Source organism: Treponema sp. OMZ 788 (assembly GCF_024181245.1).
Lineage (GTDB): Bacteria > Spirochaetota > Spirochaetia > Treponematales > Treponemataceae > Treponema_B.
The window spans coordinates 2,162,217-2,179,617 of the sequence record NZ_CP051199.1 but is presented as its reverse complement, the minus strand read 5'-3'; the positions used below and the strand labels follow the sequence as shown (position 1 = coordinate 2,179,617).

Sequence of the window (17,401 nt, the reverse complement as noted above, 5' to 3'; positions counted from 1 at the left end):
GCAGCCCCTTTTTTTATGGAGGAAGATATGAAAATTGGACTTTGCGCATCGGAAAATAAAAATAATGATATTGATTTTAATATATCGCAGATTGAAGGTTTTATAGAAAAAACAAAATCCGAAAAACCCGATCTTCTTCTTTTCGGGGAAAGTTTTTTACAAGGGTTTGACTCCCTTTGTTTTGAGTATAAAAAAGATATTTTGACGGCTCTCCAAATAAACTCGGAACCCATCGCAAAAATCCGTTCAATCGCCCGAAAAGAAAAAAACGGCAATAGGTTTCGGCTTTATCGAAAACGACCATGGGGCTATTTTCAGCTCCTACATGATAGCCGGGAAAAACGGGGAGATAATTTGTCTTTATAAAAGAGTTTCCCAAGGCTGGAGAATTCAAGGTACCTGTGCCGATTATAGGGAGGGAAAAGAGTTTTTTGAGTTTGATTTTGAGAGTAAGCGGCTTGCAGTTATCGTATGCGAGGACTTATGGGAAGATGAACTTTTAGAGCCGATTATCAGCCTCAATCCCGATGCATTTTTATGGCCGGTATTTTGCAGCTATACAATAGAAAAGTGGAGAAATACTGAAGCCTCAGCCTACGCTGAAAGAAGTGCAATTCTTGAACCGCCCGTTTTATTTATAAATTCCCTTGTAAAGGAGAGTGCTCCGGCTGCAGGGGGCGGTGCCTTTGTATGGCATCATGGTAAACTCATAAAAGAAATACCGATGGGAGAAACAGGTTTTTTATTATACGAAATTTAATCAAATCTTAATGGAATTTCGGTTTTTTTTTTAGTATATTAGTATAAATGGAATTTTTATTGGAGTAGCTATGAAATCGCCTAAAGAAATTAATGTTGAGAAACTGCTTTTAGACTATGTTAAAGAGAATGCTCTTGTCTCTCAGCTTTTGCATATTTTGATTGCCGATCCTGAAATAGAAGCCTTGCAGGACTATGCCAATTCTGTGTCCATTGTTAGGTTGGGCTATAATGATCACGGACCCGTGCATATGAAAATTGTCACCTTAAATGCTCTTAAAATCTTGGATCTTTTAAAAAAGGCCGGAGTTCAGACAAGCCTGCAAAAAGAGGGTTCAGGTTCCTTGGATGACAGCTACTGTGCTGCGGTGCTTGGAGCCTATCTTCACGATATAGGAATGTCCCTAACTCGTCAAGATCACGAGCTTTTTTCGATGACCTTGGCCCTTCCAATAATTGAAAGAACAATGGATAAGATGGGAATTACTTCCTTTACACGCAGGGCTGTGATAAAGGCTATGGCTAGCGAGTGCATCATAGGCCATATGGCCAGCCGCAAGATACATTCTATTGAGGCCGGAATAGTTTTGATAGCCGACGGCTGCGATATGAAAAAGGGCAGGGCCCGCATTCCTATGGAGCTAAATACCGATGCTAAGATCGGGGATATACATAAGTATTCTGCCAACTCAATTCAGTCAGTTTCCATTGCTGCCGGAAAAGAAAAGCCTGTACGCATAGATGTTTTAATGGACAGTGATGTGGGCTTTTTTCAGGTAGAAGAAGTCTTGATGGGAAAAATAAATATGAGTCCTGCCAAGCCCTTTATCTCCCTCTATGCACAGTCGGGAGATAAGGAGGCTAAGCAATATCTCTAATAATTTGAGCCGGAAGAATGGCTCATATCTTTTAAGACGACATCGTGAGGGCCGCCTTCGATGATACTGGCCGAGGATACCAAGGTAATTTTGGCATCACGCTGGAATTCGGGGATGCTTAAAACTCCGCAGTTGCACATTGTTGAACGGATCTTATTTAAGGTTACCGAAACATTGTCGTGAAGTTTTCCTGCATAGGGAACATAGGAGTCTACACCTTCTTCAAATGAAAGTTTTTTCTCTCCGCCCGAATCGTACCTCTGCCAGTTTCTGGCTCTTGCAGAACCTTCACCCCAGTATTCTTTCATATAGTTTCCGTTAACTAATACCTTGTTTGTCGGGCTTTCGTCAAAGCGGGCAAAGTATCGGCCGAGCATGCAAAAGTCGCTTCCCATAGCAAGGGCTAATGTTATGTGATAGTCAAAAACGATTCCTCCGTCGGAGCAGATGGGAATATAAATGCCCTTCTTCTTAAAATACTCATCCCGGGCCTTGGCAACTTCGATTACGGCTGTGGCCTGACCTCGTCCTATTCCCTTTGTCTCGCGGGTAATACAGATCGATCCGCCGCCTATTCCGACCTTGATAAAATCGGCTCCTGCATCAGCTAAAAAGTTAAAGCCGTCCGCATCGACAACGTTTCCGGCACCTATGGGGATTGTATCTCCGTATTTTTCTTTTACAAATCGAATGGTTTGTTTTTGCCAATCGCTGAAGCCGTCGGAAGAGTCGATACAAAGCACATCGGCTCCGGCTTCAATAAGGGCCGGCACCCGCTCTTCATAGTCCCTTGTATTTATACCGGCTCCTACCATGTATCTCTTTTTTTCGTCGAGAAGTTCAAGCGGGTTTTCGGTATTGCTTTCATAATCCTTTCTAAAAACAAAGGCAACGAGCCGGCCGTCTTTGTCCAAAATGGGAAGCGAATTAAGTTTAAACTCCCAGATAATGTCTTGAGCTTTTTTTAGGCTTATTCCTTCTTCGGCAACATGAAGCCGCCCGATGGGAGTCATAAATTCTTTTACTTTTTTATTTAAATCGGTGTGACCTATGCGGTAATCCCTGCCTGTAACTACGCCCAATAGTTTTCCGTGTCCTGTGCCGTCATGGGTTACGGCAACGGTTGTGTGATCGGTTTTGTCTTTTAAGTCTAAAACATCACTTAAGCAATGTTCGGGTGTGAGGTTTGAATCGCTTTCTACAAAACCTGCCCTATAGTTTTTTACCTTTGCGACCATCTTAGCTTCGTTTTCGATTGATTGCGAACCGAAAATAAAGGAAAGGCCTCCCTCTCTTGCAAGGGCAATAGCCATATTATGATCGGAAACGGATTGCATAATTGAAGAGACCAGAGGAATATTTAAACTGATTTTAGGCTCTTCACCTTTTTTATATTTTGTTAAAGGCGTTTTAAGAGAAACAGCCTGAGGAATGTGCTCGACTCCCGAAAGACGCGGGACCAATAGATATTCGCTGAATGTATGCGATGGTTCATCATAAAAAAAAGCCATAGATCACCTCAAAAATAAATTTGTTAATACTATAATTTTTTTGAAAAAAAATCAAGGACTTTGAATTTTTCGTCACGGCTTACGCATGAAAAAAAATAGCCGATATTTAAAGTATGAAAACATTAAAAGAATATTTTAACGAACTTAATGATAATCGTCAGTCGGGCAAAGTAAAGCATCTAATCAGCGAAATATTGGTAATAGCACTGTGTGCTGTTTGTAGCGGAGTTCAAACTGTATTTGAAATAGGGGAATTTGCCGAAGTAAAAAAGGATTGGCTAAAAAATGAGGTAGGACTATTGTTAGAAAATGGAGTTCCTTCGCACGACACCATAGGAAGAGTCCTTGCGATGATTAATCCAAAACAATTTCAAAACCTTTTTATCTCGTGGATTGAACAATCCCTTAATATTCCAGCAGGTTCATACATTCACATTGATGGAAAAACATTACGTGGAAGTGCAAGTGAACAAAGTAGAGGTATTCATTTGGTAAGTGCATTTGCTCACGAAGCGGGAGTTGTACTAGGACAAATAAAATGTGCTGAAAAATCGAATGAAATCACAGCAATTCCTGAACTCCTTAACCTTTTAAAACTAAAAAGCTCGATAATTACTATAGATGCCATGGGTTGTCAAAAAGAAATAGCAAAAGAAATCACAAAGAAAAAATGTGATTATGTATTGGCTCTAAAAGAAAATCAACCGGCAGCGTATAATGATGTAAAAGATTATTTTTCTATAGAAGATAAAGACTTTCAAAACACACTTTTAAGATTTGAAACCTTGGATATAGGGCATGGCAGAGAAGAAAAAAAGAGAATACTTTCTTTCTTCTAATATAAACTGGTTTGCAGATAAGAATAAATGGGCAAATTTAAAGAGTTTTGGAATGGTCAAAAGCACTGTAAGGTGCAAAGGCAAACAATACAGTGAAAAGCGTTACTTTATTAGCAGTATAGAGGATATAAATGAGTTTGTAACAGCTGTAAGAACACATTGGACAATAGAAAACACCTTACACTGGTCGCTGGATGTAATATTTAGAGACGATGAATGTCAAATTCGAGAAAAAAATACTGCTGAAAACATAGCAATTTTAAGGAGGATTTGCTTTAATCGAATGAAAATGTATCAAAACGGTAAAACTCTGAAAAGGAAGAAAATGCTTTGTACTTTTGATGATTCATTTAGGTTTAATGTTTTATTTAGCTAAGGAATTCATGCGTAAGCCGTGATTTTTCGTTACTGCTAGGCGTTGTACAATTTAAAAAAAAATAGTATAATCCCTGACTGTAATTTTTATATTTTGGAGTTTAAAATGTATAAGCCTGTAGACCCTAAGGTTGATTTTGCAAAACAAGAAGAAGATGTCTTGAAATTTTGGGAAAAACATGATGTGTTTAAAAAGTCCGTTTCATCACGCGATGGACGGGATAATTACATTTTCTTTGACGGCCCTCCCTTTGCGACAGGGCTGCCTCACTTCGGTCACTTTGTTCCCGGAACAATTAAAGATATTATTCCCAGATATAAAACAATGAAAGGATTTAGGGTTGAGCGCCGTTTCGGATGGGACTGTCACGGGCTTCCCGTTGAAAACTTAATCGAAAAAGAACTCGGACTCAATTCAAAAACCGACATAGAAAAATACGGTATAGATAAATTTAACGAGGCATGCCGTGCAAGCGTCTTGCGTTATGTAAAAGAATGGAAGCAGACGGTTACACGTTTAGGCCGATGGATCGATTTTGAAAACGATTATAAGACCATGGAACCTGCCTTTATGGAATCAATTTGGTGGGTGATGAAAAGCCTTTGGGAAAAAGGCCTCTTGTATGAGGGCTACTATATTCTTCCTTATTGTCCTAGATGCTCTACTGTTCTTTCAAACCATGAGCTTAACTTGGGCGGGTACAAGGATGTCCACGACCCCGCAATAACGGTACGCTTTAAGACTCTTTCTCCCGTAAAGACTTCTCCTGCCGGTAAGGCCTTTGAAGGAAAAAATGCGCTTCCTTCCGAAACCTACCTTTTGGCATGGACAACCACTCCTTGGACTCTTCCGAGCAACCTCGGCCTCGCTGTGGGTGCCGATATCGATTATGCTTTAATAGAATATGACGGTGCTCACTATATAATGGCCGCTCCCCGGCTTGAAGCTTATTTTGCAAATAACGGAAAAGAGGAAGCAAAAGAATATAAGCTGATATGGACAAAGAAGGGTGCAGAGCTTGAAGGCTTACGCTATGAGCCCCTCTTTCCTTATTTTAAAAACTTGAGCGCGGACGAAGACGGAAAAAATGCTGAGGCAGGGCAGGGAGCCTTTAGGGTTTTAATAGGCGACTTTGTCACAACCGAGGACGGAACAGGCATTGTTCATACTGCCCCAGGTTTCGGTGAAGACGATAACAGAATATTTAAAGGTACCGGAGTGCCGACTGTCTGCCCCGTCGATGCGGAATGTAAATTCACTCAAGAAGTGTCCGACTATCAAGGTCTTTTTGTAAAGGATGCCGACAAGCAAATTATGGAAAGGTTAAAAACCGAAGGCAAACTTTTTAAGCGGGCTCAAATTTTGCACTCCTATCCTCATTGCTGGCGATGTTCAAGCCCCTTAATATACAGGGCTGTTGCAAGCTGGTTTGTTTCAGTTACAAAGATAAAGGACAAGCTCCTTAATGCCAACTCAAAAATCAATTGGCAGCCTGATCATATAAAGACAGGCCGCTTTGGGAAATGGCTTGAGGGAGCCCGTGATTGGGCCATCAGCCGAAACCGTTATTGGGGAAACCCTATTCCGATTTGGAAGTGCGAAGAATGCGGCGAAACAATTTGTGTAGGAAGCAGGGAGGAACTAAAAGAACTTTCAGGAGTCTTCCCCGATGATATGCACAAGCACTTTGCCGATAAGATAACTATTCCCTGTAAAAAATGCGGCGGAACAATGAAGCGTGTTCCCGAAGTTTTGGATTGCTGGTTTGAGTCCGGTTCGATGCCCTATGCCCAACAGCACTATCCTTTTGAAAATAAAGAATACTTTGAAAAAAACTTCCCGGCCGATTTTATTTCGGAAGGTTTGGATCAAACTAGAGGATGGTTTTATACCCTGACGATTTTGGCGGCAGCCCTCTTTGATGAACCTGCCTTTAAAAACTGTATTGTAAACGGTCTTGTTCTTAATGAGGACGGGAAGAAGATGTCCAAGTCCTTACGTAACTACACCGACCCCAACGAGGTTATAAAGCAATTCGGTGCGGATGCCCTCCGTCTCTTTTTAATGAATTCGAATGTCGTAAAAGCTGATGATTTAAAATATTCGGATGAGGGAGTGCGTGATGTTCTTAAAGGAATTTTAATTCCTTTTTGGAACAGCTACAGTTTCTATATAACCTATGCCAATATCGACGGAGTAAGGCCTCCTCATAATGCAAAGGTCGACGGAAAGGACGAGGGAGTCGAAGAGTTTTTGGTAAAACTAAATAATCCCTTAGACTTGTGGATTCTATCGGTAACCGAAAAACTGGTTGCCGATGTAACGGAAGCTCTCGACAAGTATGACCTATCGCAAGCTATTCCGCCTATGGTCGAATACATTGACCTTTTAAATAACTGGTATATCCGCCGTTCGCGACGACGCTTTTGGAAGAGCGAAAATGACGGAGACAAGGCTCAAGCCTACGAAACCCTCTACCGCGCCTTAAAGAAATTTTCCCTTGTTGCCGCTCCGGTAGTGCCATTTATAACCGAAAGCATTTGGCAAAACTTGCGGACAGAAAAGGATGCTATTTCCATTCATCTTGCAGACTACCCTGAGTACAATGAAAAGATAAGAAACAGCGAGCTTGAGTTTAAGATGAAAACCGTGCAAAAAGCTGTTTCGATGGGAAGATCCTTGCGTTATCAGTTTAACTTAAAGATAAGGCAGCCATTAAAGGCGGTCGAAATAGTAACCCTCAATCCCGAAGAAAAAAGAGTTCTTTTGGAAATGGAAGAAAGCATAATCGATGAGCTCAATGTTAAAGAGGTTATCTTCCATGAAAAAGAAGATGAGCTTGTCGAGTATTCGGCCAAGGCTAATTTTAAGGTGCTCGGAAAAGAACTGGGGCCTCTTATGAAGAAAGCCGCTGCCATTATTGAGCAGATGAATTCGCGGGAGATCCAAAATATAATGGAAGGAGCTACCTTAAGTATCGACATTGAAGGAAAGCCGGTTGAAATAACTGCCGATAAGATCGTAATAAACAGGATTGAAAAGGCTTCCTTAAAAATAGTAAATGAAGGAACCTTAACCGTTGGTCTTAATACCGAGCTGACTGAAGAACTTTTAATGGAAGGTTATATCAGAGACTTGGTAAGGGGTATTCAGACACTGCGTAAGGAATGCGGTCTTGATGTTACCGACAGGATTAAACTTTATCTTTCAGCCTCTCAAAAAAATGCCGATAATAAAGAACTAGAAAAAGCCTTTGAGCTTTTTAAAGACTATGTTTGTGATGAAACCTTGACTGTTCAGTCTTCTTGGCTTAAAACCGGAGATTTGGCAAAGCGTGATATTAAAACAAGTCTTGTTGAAGCCGGCGATTATGAATGGGAGATTGGAATTGAAAAGAATAATTAGAAATACCCTTGCTGCACTGATTTTTACCTTTGTGCTTGCTTCATGTAAGACCGCACCGCCTCTCCCCGGAGTGATAAGTCCCTTCGGAATGATAGGTGACGGTGCAGATATGTATATTTATATGCCTATCGAACAAAATAAAAAAATAGCGGAACCTATTTTGACCTCGGTCGGCGGTGATGCTATGAAGCAGGCCCTTGGTAGAACCACAGCTGTTTATTCCGGAGTATTTGTAAAGAAGGGTTTGCCTGAAATCAGGGTTTGTTCTACAGGTAAATATCCGTATGGATTGACTGACAGTATTTTTAAGAAAAAAAATGGATGGGAGCCTAAAAAAACAAAGGCAAAATACAAATACTACAAATCGCCTTATCTTGATGTTTCAATTCCGTCTGCCCAAATCGCCTGTTTGGTTATGGGGCCTGATGACAGACAAAGTATGGAGGCCTTTTTAGGTAAATTGGCCTCCCCCGAAGAAGCTGTTTTTTCTCAGCGTTTTGATGCCCTTGTCAATTCCGGATCACATGATATAGGTATTTTTGTAACAAACGGAGACTTTTTTTTAGGTCAGATAATAGGTGTTCAGCTGGGTCTTCCTGTAGGCGTAATAGAAATGTACCTAAAAAAGAATACGGAAGTTGAAAATGAATATCTATACGATTTAAGTATTGAAACAAAAAATGCTATGACATCTGCCTTATTGAAATTATTTTTTAAAAAACAGCTTAAGGCTGATGTAAGACTTGAAGATAATAAGTTAATTATAGAAAATAGATCTGTTGCCGAAAATAGAATTATCGAAATTATCAAGTCTTTATATAATTATTGATAGGAGTTTAAAGATGCCAACTTATGAGTATGTCTGCGATTCTTGCGGTCATGATTTTGAGGTTTTTCAGAGAATGAGTGATGAACCCGTATCTGTCTGTCCGGAATGCGGGAAGCCTGTAAGAAGAGTTATTTCCGGAGGCTTAGGAATTAATTTTAGAGGATCGGGTTTTTATGTAAACGACTCATCTTCTTCAAAAGCGTCCTCAGGCGGTTGTTCAAGCTGCTCCTCATCTTCATGCTCAACATGTAAGCATTAGGATTTTATGGGTAATTTAATGAAAGGGCATTCCCCTAAGTTTTTTTGTGAAAACTGCGGGCAAGAGGTAAAGCGCAACACAAAGGTGTGTCCCCACTGCGGGCGTTTTTTTGCTTCGGTGAGATGCCCTTCTTGTAATTATATGGGGCATACTGATGAATTTATCAGCGGATGCCCTTCTTGCGGCTTTGCTGTCAGCTCAGATTCAAGCAAGAATACAAAAAAATATCACAGAAAAAAACTAAAAGAATACCGTTCAAACTATAAATCCAATAGGTATGATGATCCTCTCCCCTGGTGGGTTTACAGCATTGTGATAGGCTCTTTAGCTCTATTAATAACCTATATTTTTTATTTTAGGGTCTAAGCCTACTCGTCTACAAAGTGAGCCTTAATAGCCTGGATTCTTTCCAAAACATCAAAAAAAGCATCTACTATTTCAGGATCAAATTTTTTTCCGCTCATTTTTTTTACTTCGGCAAGTATGTCTTCTTCTGTCCAAGAGTCTTTGTAAGATCTTTTTGATGAAAGAGCATCGTACACATCAGCCAGTGAAACAATTCTTGCACCAAGAGGTATTTCTTCGCCTATAAGACCTTTTGTTTTTCCTGTTTTTGTGTCTGTTTGTACTGTTTTTCCTGTTTTTAAATCTATATGGCCGGGATAGCCGGTTCCATCCCAGTTTTCATGATGGCGAAGGGCTATTTCCATTGAAAGTTTATCCAGCGGGGATGCATCCGAATTAAAGAGGCGTGCTCCCAGCCATGTGTGAGTTTTCATTATTGAAAACTCTTCATCTGTGAGTTTTCCGGCTTTTTTTAGGATTGTATCCGAAATAGCAACCTTGCCTACATCGTGAAGCATTGATGCTATTTTGAGCGAGTCCCTATATTTTGTCTGCTCAGAAGCCGGAATTTCTTTTTTAAAAGCCAAACGATCATAAATTTCTACAGAATAGTTTGCAACCCTGTTTACATGCATTCCGGTTTCTTTAGGATCCCTAAGTTCGGCCATCTTTATCATACGCAAAACCATAGATCTTGTCAAAAAAGCATGTTCAAGGGCGATTCCTGCATTTGATGCAAAGTGACTCAAGTATATTTCATCATCATGGGAGAAAGGTTCCGGATTTCCGTCTTTATCGAGGGCGTTTAGAACTTGAAGAACTCCTAAAAGCATTCCTGACATTGAAAGAATGGGAATTGTAAGGTTTGAAACCGTTTTATAGCCTGTTTTTTCGTCTGTAGCTTTGCCGAATTTATACGGCAAAGCCGGATCAATATTGTAAACATCCGGCACATTGACCAGTTTTTTTGTATATGCTGCACATCCGGCTATGGTTGTGTTGCTTATGGGAAAATCAAAAAAAATGTATGGCAGTTTTTTTCCTGCCGGTACTTTTTTTTGTTGGGTATCATTTTGAGCATACCTTATGGCAAGTCTGTCGCCTTCAGCTATATATATTGAGCCGGCATCGGCATTTACTACACTTCTAGCTTCTGTAAGGATTTGTTCCAGAAGAACATCAACGTCTTGAACGCTATGTATTAAAGATTCCGTTTCGAGAATTTTGACGAGAATCTCTTCTTTTGATAGCTCTTTATATTTGTTTTTATCTATCATGCTCATATTGTATTATATTCTAAAGAAAAAGTCTATAATTTTGAGGAAAATAATATTTTCATTCTAATTTTGTATCAGATTGTAAAAATTCTCAAGATTATATATAAAATGAATGTTTTGAAAAAGACCCAAGCAATTTTTGTATTTGTAGCCGTCTTCAAAGCTTAAACTTGAATGCGGTTTTGTGACTATAGCAATGGTTGGGGCCTTAGTTACAGCCTTTGACTTATGATATTCGGCCGCATTGAATCCGCTTCCTTTTTTTCCCAAGATACAGTCATCGGTAAACTCAAGCTGCTTATATCCGAAATTTTGCAAGGTGCGTGAACTTTCGGCCGAACCTTGAAAAACACCGCACATTTTAAAACCGTCAAGGTCTTCAAAAAGATAGGAGAGGGCTTCACCTTCAGCCAGAATACGGCCTTCGGCTTCTGCAAATTTTTTGATTGCTTTTTGCATTGCAATATTTTTTGAAAGAGCTTCCTTGTATTTATTTATTTGTCCGCTCCCAAAATATAAAAAATTACAGTCCGGCAATGCTTCATCTTTGAGAGGAGAAAAATAAGTTACCTCGGTGCTTTTTTCGAGCAAAAATATATTTTCTGAATAGTATAAATTAAAGGCCTCATCCATTGCGATTGCAGTTCGTGTCTTTGTTTTTTTTATTTCTATCTTACTACCGGTTTTAAGAGGCTGAAATAAGTTTAAAAATTTTTTAATATCGATATTATCTTTTACGATTTTATATAAGACATCTAAAAATTTTTCATCCTTTAGCCTTTCATCTATGTTGAGACCAAGTCCCGATTCTTCAATTTCGAATTCGGAGATTTTAGGAAAAAAACCCAAGACTTGCAGTTCAAGGTTATCTTCTATCATCTTTTTGTAAAGAGGATAAAGTTTAGCATTGGTTTTATTAAGTATAATTGCCCTTATTCTGTTTTTTGAAAAATCTATCATCCCTTTTAGCTTAGGAATAATTGTAAACATTTCTCCTTGCGGGGAATATACGAGTACAATATCGCTCCCGATTTTTTCAGCCGTATCAAAGGATGAGTTTTCCCAAGTAGAGCCGATTCCGTCAAAGCAGCCCATCACACCTTCGGCAAGGGCGTATTCCGAGTTTGAAATATTAAGCGAAAATTCCATTCCTGTTTGCCCCATCATAAACGGGTCGAGATTGCCGGCCCTTTTGCCGGAGATTATTTCGAGAATTTTGCGGTCGACTTGATCGGGACCTGTTTTAAATGCGGAGATGTCAAGCCCTTCTTTTTTTAAAGAATAGAGCAGGGCTGATGAAACTATTGTTTTTCCCGAATTGCTGTTCGGAGCGGAAATCATTATTCCTTTCATCTTTTATTTTCCTTTTTGTTTACGGGCAATGATTAAGGAAATATAGTCTTCGTCTTCTAAGATTTTTTCTTTTTTGTCCTTTTGCAGAACGGCTTCCTCTTGCATTGTTGCTCTTTTTATATAGGCATAGTTAAAATTATTATCTTCAAATTCTTTTAAAATAAGTTTTTTTTGTTTAAATGTTTTTAAAAGGGCTATAGATGAAGATGAATTTAAAATTTCTTCACTTAGATGATCGGTTATAGTAAGCACTTCTCCTTTTTCGGCCAGCGGAATTTGTGCTCTGCCTGCGGCTGCTACCGAGGAAGGAATGCCTGAAATAATTTGCAAATTAACTTCCGGTATTTTAAAGTAGGGCATCATGTAAATAAAGGTGCTGTATATCATAGGATCGCCTATCGTTAAAATAACCGAGTTTGAATTTTCTTTTGTTTTTTCAAGTATTTTTTCGGCTTGAATTTTATAATCTTCATCTGATACAAAGCCCATAGGAAAATCAAGAAACAAAACTTCTTTATTTTTTATAAAGTTTTTTACCGTATCTAAGGCCATGTTTTTTCCCTTATTATTTGGAGCAAAAATCAGATCTGCATTTTCAAGAGCTTTGACTGCCTGTAATGTAAGATATTCCGTAGCTCCCGGGCCCGTTCCTACTGCAAAAATATTTTTCATTTTAACCTCTGCCTTGATTGATTGTGTCCTCTAAGGATTTAAAAATGATTTCTCGAATCATTGGGAATTCTCCCAAGCCTTTTAGATTTGCATTGACTTCGTAACCTTCATTTTTTAAAATAGTGTACCAGCTGTCTTCTTCATCCCCCGCCATATCGTTGTGGGCATGGTCACCTGCAACCATCATAAAGGGGTACAGTTCAATTTTTTTTATTTTGCGTTCTGCAAGAATAGGCAGAATATCTTTTAGTTCTACAGAGCCTTCAACTGTTCCTATCAGCACATTCTCAAGCCCCTTTGAGTTTAGTTTATTTTGCATTATATCATAGAATTTATCTGCCTCATGTGAAGATCCGTGTCCCATAAAAAGAATTGCGGTATCGGCTTCGGGCTTTTTTAAGTCGATGGCTTTTATCATTTCGTCAAAGTCGGTATTTTCATTTAAGAGAGGCTGGCCTAAAACAGTGTTTTCAAATTTCAGTTTTTCATATTCTTCACCGGGAATTATGTGGGTCGGCTGTATGTAAATTTCTGAAAATCCTTTTTCTTTTAATTCTTGAATTATCTCCTTGGGAGAAGCCACATTGATAGAGTCTCTTTTTTTGAGAATCGCTCTAACCATGTTTGAAGTATAAGCTTTAAAAATCTCATAATCTTTAAACCTTTCAGCGGCTTCTTTTTCGATAACGTCAATAGTTTTTTCTCTTGTATCGGCATAGCTTGTACCGAAACTTGCTATAACAAGGGCTTTTTTCATTTTGTTTCCTTTAGGTGTTTTTAATAAAATTGTTAGACAAGTATAATGAGAATGAGGGCAAAAATCAAGATAGTTTGTTTTTTTATTTTCCATCTTGACAAAGACTGTTATTCTGTATATATTTAATATATACAGAATAACAGGAGGCGAAAGTGAATATTTTTTTGAATAATTCTTCGGGAGTTCCTCTTTATGAGCAGCTTTCAGAACAGATAAAAAATCAAATTTTATCAGGCTCTTTAAAAAAAGAGGAGCCGATGCCTTCGATGAGGGCCTTGGCTGCATCTTTGCGTGTGAGCGTCATCACTACAAAGCGGTCTTATGAAGACTTGGCCCGCGAAGGCTTTTTGTATTCGGTTCCTGCGAAGGGATATTTTGTTGCCGATGTAAATTTAAAAAAAATAGAAAAATCGATAAAAAAAAATATTGAAGAAAAGTTAAAAGAGGTTTGCAGTCAAGCAAAAAAAATTAATCTAAATGCTGAGGATTTATATAAAATCCTTAGACGTATTTATTAGCTTATGGGAGGTTTTATGTCTGATGATGTATTAAAAGTTGAAAAACTTAAATTTTCGATAGGGCGTGGTAAAAAGGCTTTTTCTTTAGATGATATTTCTTTTTCGGTTCCGCGGGGCTGTGTTACGGGTTTAATAGGAGAAAACGGGGCAGGGAAAACAACTCTTATACGCCTTCTTCTCGATATGTACCAGCCGGAAAGCGGAAAAATCTCCCTCTTTGGGGAGAAATTAAAAAGAGAAAATATAGAAATAAAGGAAAAAATCGGTTTTGTTATAAACGACAGTTTTTTATCCTTGTTGTTCACGCCTAAAAAACTTGGAAGATTTTTTGCGGGTGTTTACAAAAATTGGAATCAGAGGCTTTACGAAAGGTACCTAAACGATTTTAAAATTCCTCCTTCAAGGTTTTTGTCGGGGCTGTCGTCCGGGACTATGCAAAAACTTCAAATTGCTATAGCCCTCTCTCACGGGGCCGAGTTTTTGATTTTGGATGAGCCTCTTAATTTTTTAGACCCTGTTTCCAAAAAAGAATTTTTAGATCTTATAAGAAATTTTATGCTTGACGAAAATCACTCGGTTTTAATTTCGAGCCATCAAACAAATGAGCTTGAAAAAATTTGCGATGAAATTGTTTTTATAAGTGAAGGGAAAAAAGTTTTTGATTCTTCTTTAGAAAATATAAATAAAAATTACGGGCTTTTAAAAATAGATGAAAGGACTTTTAAGTCATTGTATAGTAATGAATATATAGGTTATAGAAAAACCGATTATGCTTATGAGGTTTTGGTTTCGGATAAGGAAAATCAAAAATTTAACGGAATGGTTTGCGAAGATGCAAGCCTTGAAGATATTATGTATTTTTATACAAAGGAGAAAATCTAAAATGAAAAAAATTAGAGCGATTATATTTAATTCTATGCATAGTATTGGTGTTTTAATTGGAAGTATTTTCTTTTTAATTGGAATTATCGAGATTCTTATAGGAGCATTGATACCTGCTGCTCGGAATGTTATCTTTTTTCAAGGTTTAATGTTTTTATTTATCGGAACTATGATTCCCTCTCTTTCATCTTATGAATCTATTACAATGTGTATATTAATGCCGATACGTGGAAAAGAATATTTTATTGCAAATACTATTTATTCTTTGTCGGTTAATTTTTTAAGTATTTTTACTTTAAGTCTTATTTTATATATTATAAATTTTTTTCTACCGATTGAAGATCTAAAACTGCTTATTTGGATTCTGTTTATTTATTTACCTTCGTCTGTAACTTTTAATATGATTTTATGTGCAGTTTCAATTAAGGGAGGACTTTTGCGCAGTATAATTACCTCAGTTATAGCTTACGGATTGCCTCCTACAGTTCTTACTTTAGTAAGTATCGGATTAAATACTTCGCATGATAAACTAAAATCTTTTTTTCAAATAATTCCGTTCACATTGTTTTTTCTTGCAGTTTATCTTGTTTCTTTAGTTCTTATTTTAATTTCTTTCTTTTTTAGGAACAAGGAATTTTAACAAATTTAGATTCAAAAGTTTTATGCTTAGGAATAAAAAGAGCTAAGTATTTCTATATTGAAGAAAGATTTATTTTATTGTATAGTAGTCTTATGAAATACTTAGAAACTTATTCAAATGATCCGGAATATAATTTGGCTTTTGAGGAATATTGTTTTAGACATCTGCCTCTTGAAAACGATGAGTACTTTTTTTTATGGCAAAACGGCCCTGCCGTAATTATAGGTAAAAATCAAAATGCTTATCAAGAAGTAAATGATGACTATGTGAGTGAGCATAATCTTAAAGTTGTCCGCCGCATAACCGGAGGAGGAGCTGTATATCACGATCTCGGCAATTTGAATTTTTCGTTTGTTGCAAAAACAAGGGAAAATCAGACAATTGATTTTAAGCGCTACTATATTCCGATTATAAATGCCTTGGAAAAAATCGGCGTTAAGGCAGAGCTTTCCGGCAGAAACGATGTTACTATAGACGGGCAAAAATGTATCGGTGCTTCCCAGTCGGTTTGGCAGGGCAGGGTTTTGAGTAACGGCTGTATTCTGTTTGATGTCCGCTTGGAAGAACTTTCGAAGGCTCTCAATGTACGAAAAGAAAAACTTGAATCGAAGGGTGTAAAAAGCGTTCGAGCCAGGGTTACAAATATTAAACCCCACTTAAAGCGGGATATTTCTGTTGCCGATTTTAAGGCCGAATTATTGAAAGCTATCTTTGAGCTTGAGGGACAAGAACCTGTAGAATATAAACTTTCCGAATCGGAGCTCGATGGAGTCAAAAAAATATATGCCGAAAGATTTTCCCTTAAAGAGTGGAACTATGGAGCTTCTCCCAAGGCAGAATATTCCCACTATGAAAGGTTCCCCATAGGAAGCATTGAAGTATTCTTTAACGTTAAAAATGCAAAGATCTTCGATTTAAAAATTCACGGAGACTTTTTCGGTACAAAGGATGTTGCCGAAATTGAAAAACTATTGGAAGGCTGCGAATACGAAAAAAATGCCGTAAGTGCAAAACTTGCAGATGCTGATTTAAAAGCCTATTTCGGCACAATCGAAATAGACGAGCTTGTAGATTTGTTTTTTAGATAGAGTATAGCGATTATCCTATCCGATGCCTAGTTTTTATTTATATGGGCCTAAGAATTTATCTCCATTAAAATGAATCATGTGATCCGGATTTTCTGCAATCCAAACCTCCGTTTCCCATGCAATATTGTGAGCAAATTTGATAAATGTTTTTTTGTCAGGAAATGCGGAAATAAATACCGGATAGGAATTCACTGATGAAAATAATTCTTTTAATTCTATAAACCGCTTACTATCAACAGGACCATGAGATGTAGCAGACTCTATCAAAACCAGCCAATTTTTATTTTCAACATATAAAATTACATCAGGCATTTTGCCATTCATTAGATCTTAATAGAAGCCGCATACATGATAAACAACGCTGCATACTGTCGGCCTGTCTATTATAGCTCCACTATCTTATCCGCAATTTTTTTTGCGAAGGGTGCGTCGTGGGTTACGCAGACTGCGGTGCGCTTTTCTTTTTTGACTATCGATAAAAAAAGATCGGCAACCTTGTACTTGTTTTTTTCATCGAGGGAGTCGAAGGCTTCATCGAGGAGTAGTAGGGACGCGGGATAGCTTAAGGCGCGGGCAAGACCTGCCCGTCTTTGCATTCCGCCTGAAAGCTCGGCAGGTAAAAAGTTTTCAAAGTCTGAAAGTCCCAAGGCTCTTAAATAAAAAAGAGCCTTTTCCTTATTTTCAATTTTTGAAGAATTTTTTAAATCCAAAACATATTCTATATTTTCTACGGCCGTTAGATGAGGAATAAGGCGCATATCCTGATAGGCCATAGCATAGCTTCCGCGGACGGGACGGTTTTCTATTTTTCCCGATTTTAACTCAAGGCTGCCTGAAATAATTTTTAGGAGGGTAGTTTTGCCCGCCCCCGATTCCCCTAAAATGCAGGTAATTTTTTGTGCAGGAATTTCGATATTGAGGTTTTGAAAAACCTTGTGCTTAGAGTAATAAAAAGTTCCGTCGTGTATTCTAATCGGTTTGTCCATTTTTCCTCTCGGTTTAGCTGAAAGGTT

General features: G+C 38.1%; 20 protein-coding genes. 13 read left to right on the top strand and 7 right to left on the bottom strand.

Annotated elements, in window-relative coordinates:
• Window positions 1-27: 27 nt before the first annotated feature.
• The 3 genes from E4O00_RS10885 (at window position 28) to E4O00_RS10875 (ending at window position 1,637) form a co-directional block, all read left to right on the top strand.
• Window positions 28-366 (top strand): hypothetical protein, encoded by a 339-nt coding sequence (locus E4O00_RS10885; RefSeq protein ID WP_253677388.1) that lies wholly within the window; start codon window positions 28-30, stop codon window positions 364-366.
• Window positions 326-760, top strand: coding sequence for a carbon-nitrogen hydrolase family protein (locus E4O00_RS10880; protein WP_253677387.1), 435 nt, complete (start codon window positions 326-328; stop codon window positions 758-760). Before E4O00_RS10885 ends, E4O00_RS10880 begins: the two co-directional genes overlap by 41 nt.
• A 70-nt stretch (window positions 761-830) precedes the next feature.
• Complete coding sequence (locus tag E4O00_RS10875; protein WP_253677386.1) at window positions 831-1,637, top strand: phosphohydrolase; 807 nt, start codon at window positions 831-833, stop codon at window positions 1,635-1,637.
• Here the strand turns inward: E4O00_RS10875 and E4O00_RS10870 are convergent.
• Complete coding sequence (locus tag E4O00_RS10870) at window positions 1,634-3,148, bottom strand: IMP dehydrogenase (protein ID WP_253677385.1); 1,515 nt, start codon at window positions 3,146-3,148, stop codon at window positions 1,634-1,636. The genes E4O00_RS10875 and E4O00_RS10870 overlap by 4 nt on opposite strands.
• Before the next feature lie 113 nt (window positions 3,149-3,261).
• Between E4O00_RS10870 and E4O00_RS10865 the strand changes: the two genes are divergently transcribed.
• The 6 genes from E4O00_RS10865 (at window position 3,262) to E4O00_RS10840 (ending at window position 9,222) form a co-directional block, all read left to right on the top strand.
• Window positions 3,262-3,987, top strand: coding sequence for an ISAs1 family transposase (locus E4O00_RS10865; RefSeq protein ID WP_253677384.1), 726 nt, complete (start codon window positions 3,262-3,264; stop codon window positions 3,985-3,987).
• Window positions 3,947-4,363 carry an ISAs1 family transposase gene (locus E4O00_RS10860; RefSeq protein ID WP_253677383.1) on the top strand — a complete coding sequence of 139 codons (417 nt, stop codon included), beginning with the start codon at window positions 3,947-3,949 and terminating at the stop codon, window positions 4,361-4,363. Before E4O00_RS10865 ends, E4O00_RS10860 begins: the two co-directional genes overlap by 41 nt.
• Window positions 4,364-4,468: 105 nt before the next feature.
• Window positions 4,469-7,768, top strand: coding sequence for an isoleucine--tRNA ligase (gene ileS / locus E4O00_RS10855; protein WP_253677382.1), 3,300 nt, complete (start codon window positions 4,469-4,471; stop codon window positions 7,766-7,768).
• A complete protein-coding gene (locus tag E4O00_RS10850; protein ID WP_253677381.1) occupies window positions 7,752-8,597 on the top strand; it encodes a hypothetical protein in 846 nt (281 codons plus the stop codon). The genes ileS and E4O00_RS10850 overlap by 17 nt, the downstream gene beginning before the upstream one ends.
• A 13-nt stretch (window positions 8,598-8,610) precedes the next feature.
• Window positions 8,611-8,856, top strand: a complete 246-nt coding sequence (locus tag E4O00_RS10845; protein ID WP_253677380.1) for an FmdB family zinc ribbon protein — start codon at window positions 8,611-8,613, stop codon at window positions 8,854-8,856.
• A 6-nt stretch (window positions 8,857-8,862) separates the two neighbouring features.
• Window positions 8,863-9,222 (top strand): zinc ribbon domain-containing protein, encoded by a 360-nt coding sequence (locus E4O00_RS10840; RefSeq protein WP_253677379.1) that lies wholly within the window; start codon window positions 8,863-8,865, stop codon window positions 9,220-9,222.
• A 2-nt stretch (window positions 9,223-9,224) separates the two neighbouring features.
• On the opposite strand, the gene E4O00_RS10835 is transcribed toward E4O00_RS10840, so the two are convergent.
• The 4 genes from E4O00_RS10835 to E4O00_RS10820 all read right to left on the bottom strand — a co-directional run bounded on the left by E4O00_RS10835 (window position 9,225) and on the right by E4O00_RS10820 (window position 13,260).
• Window positions 9,225-10,478 carry an HD domain-containing phosphohydrolase gene (locus tag E4O00_RS10835; RefSeq protein ID WP_253677378.1) on the bottom strand — a complete coding sequence of 418 codons (1,254 nt, stop codon included), beginning with the start codon at window positions 10,476-10,478 and terminating at the stop codon, window positions 9,225-9,227.
• Between the two features lie 63 nt (window positions 10,479-10,541).
• Window positions 10,542-11,831, bottom strand: coding sequence for a cobyrinic acid a,c-diamide synthase CobB (locus E4O00_RS10830; RefSeq protein ID WP_253677377.1), 1,290 nt, complete (start codon window positions 11,829-11,831; stop codon window positions 10,542-10,544).
• Between the two features lie 3 nt (window positions 11,832-11,834).
• Entirely contained in the window at window positions 11,835-12,503 is a 669-nt protein-coding gene (locus E4O00_RS10825; RefSeq protein WP_253677376.1) for a precorrin-2 C(20)-methyltransferase, read from the bottom strand.
• A 1-nt stretch (window position 12,504) separates the two neighbouring features.
• Window positions 12,505-13,260: a sirohydrochlorin cobaltochelatase gene (locus tag E4O00_RS10820; protein ID WP_253677375.1), complete on the bottom strand. Its 756-nt coding sequence runs from the start codon at window positions 13,258-13,260 to the stop codon at window positions 12,505-12,507.
• Window positions 13,261-13,412: 152 nt separating this feature from the next.
• Here E4O00_RS10820 and E4O00_RS10815 point away from each other — a divergent pair, with 152 nt between their 5' ends.
• The 4 genes from E4O00_RS10815 (at window position 13,413) to E4O00_RS10800 (ending at window position 16,388) form a co-directional block, all read left to right on the top strand.
• Window positions 13,413-13,778, top strand: a complete 366-nt coding sequence (locus E4O00_RS10815; RefSeq protein WP_253677374.1) for a GntR family transcriptional regulator — start codon at window positions 13,413-13,415, stop codon at window positions 13,776-13,778.
• A gap of 15 nt (window positions 13,779-13,793) precedes the next feature.
• A complete protein-coding gene (locus E4O00_RS10810; protein WP_253677373.1) occupies window positions 13,794-14,660 on the top strand; it encodes an ABC transporter ATP-binding protein in 867 nt (288 codons plus the stop codon).
• A 1-nt stretch (window position 14,661) separates the two neighbouring features.
• The gene (locus tag E4O00_RS10805; RefSeq protein ID WP_253677372.1) at window positions 14,662-15,300 is read left to right on the top strand and encodes a hypothetical protein; all 639 of its coding nucleotides are present in this window, start codon (window positions 14,662-14,664) and stop codon (window positions 15,298-15,300) included.
• A 92-nt stretch (window positions 15,301-15,392) separates the two neighbouring features.
• Window positions 15,393-16,388, top strand: a complete 996-nt coding sequence (locus E4O00_RS10800; protein WP_253677371.1) for a lipoate--protein ligase — start codon at window positions 15,393-15,395, stop codon at window positions 16,386-16,388.
• A gap of 33 nt (window positions 16,389-16,421) precedes the next feature.
• On the opposite strand, the gene E4O00_RS10795 is transcribed toward E4O00_RS10800, so the two are convergent.
• Window positions 16,422-16,700, bottom strand: a complete 279-nt coding sequence (locus E4O00_RS10795) for a BsuBI/PstI family type II restriction endonuclease (RefSeq protein WP_253677370.1) — start codon at window positions 16,698-16,700, stop codon at window positions 16,422-16,424.
• A gap of 71 nt (window positions 16,701-16,771) precedes the next feature.
• Window positions 16,772-17,374, bottom strand: a complete 603-nt coding sequence (locus E4O00_RS10790) for an ATP-binding cassette domain-containing protein (RefSeq protein WP_253677369.1) — start codon at window positions 17,372-17,374, stop codon at window positions 16,772-16,774.
• Between the last annotated feature and the right edge of the window lie 27 nt (window positions 17,375-17,401).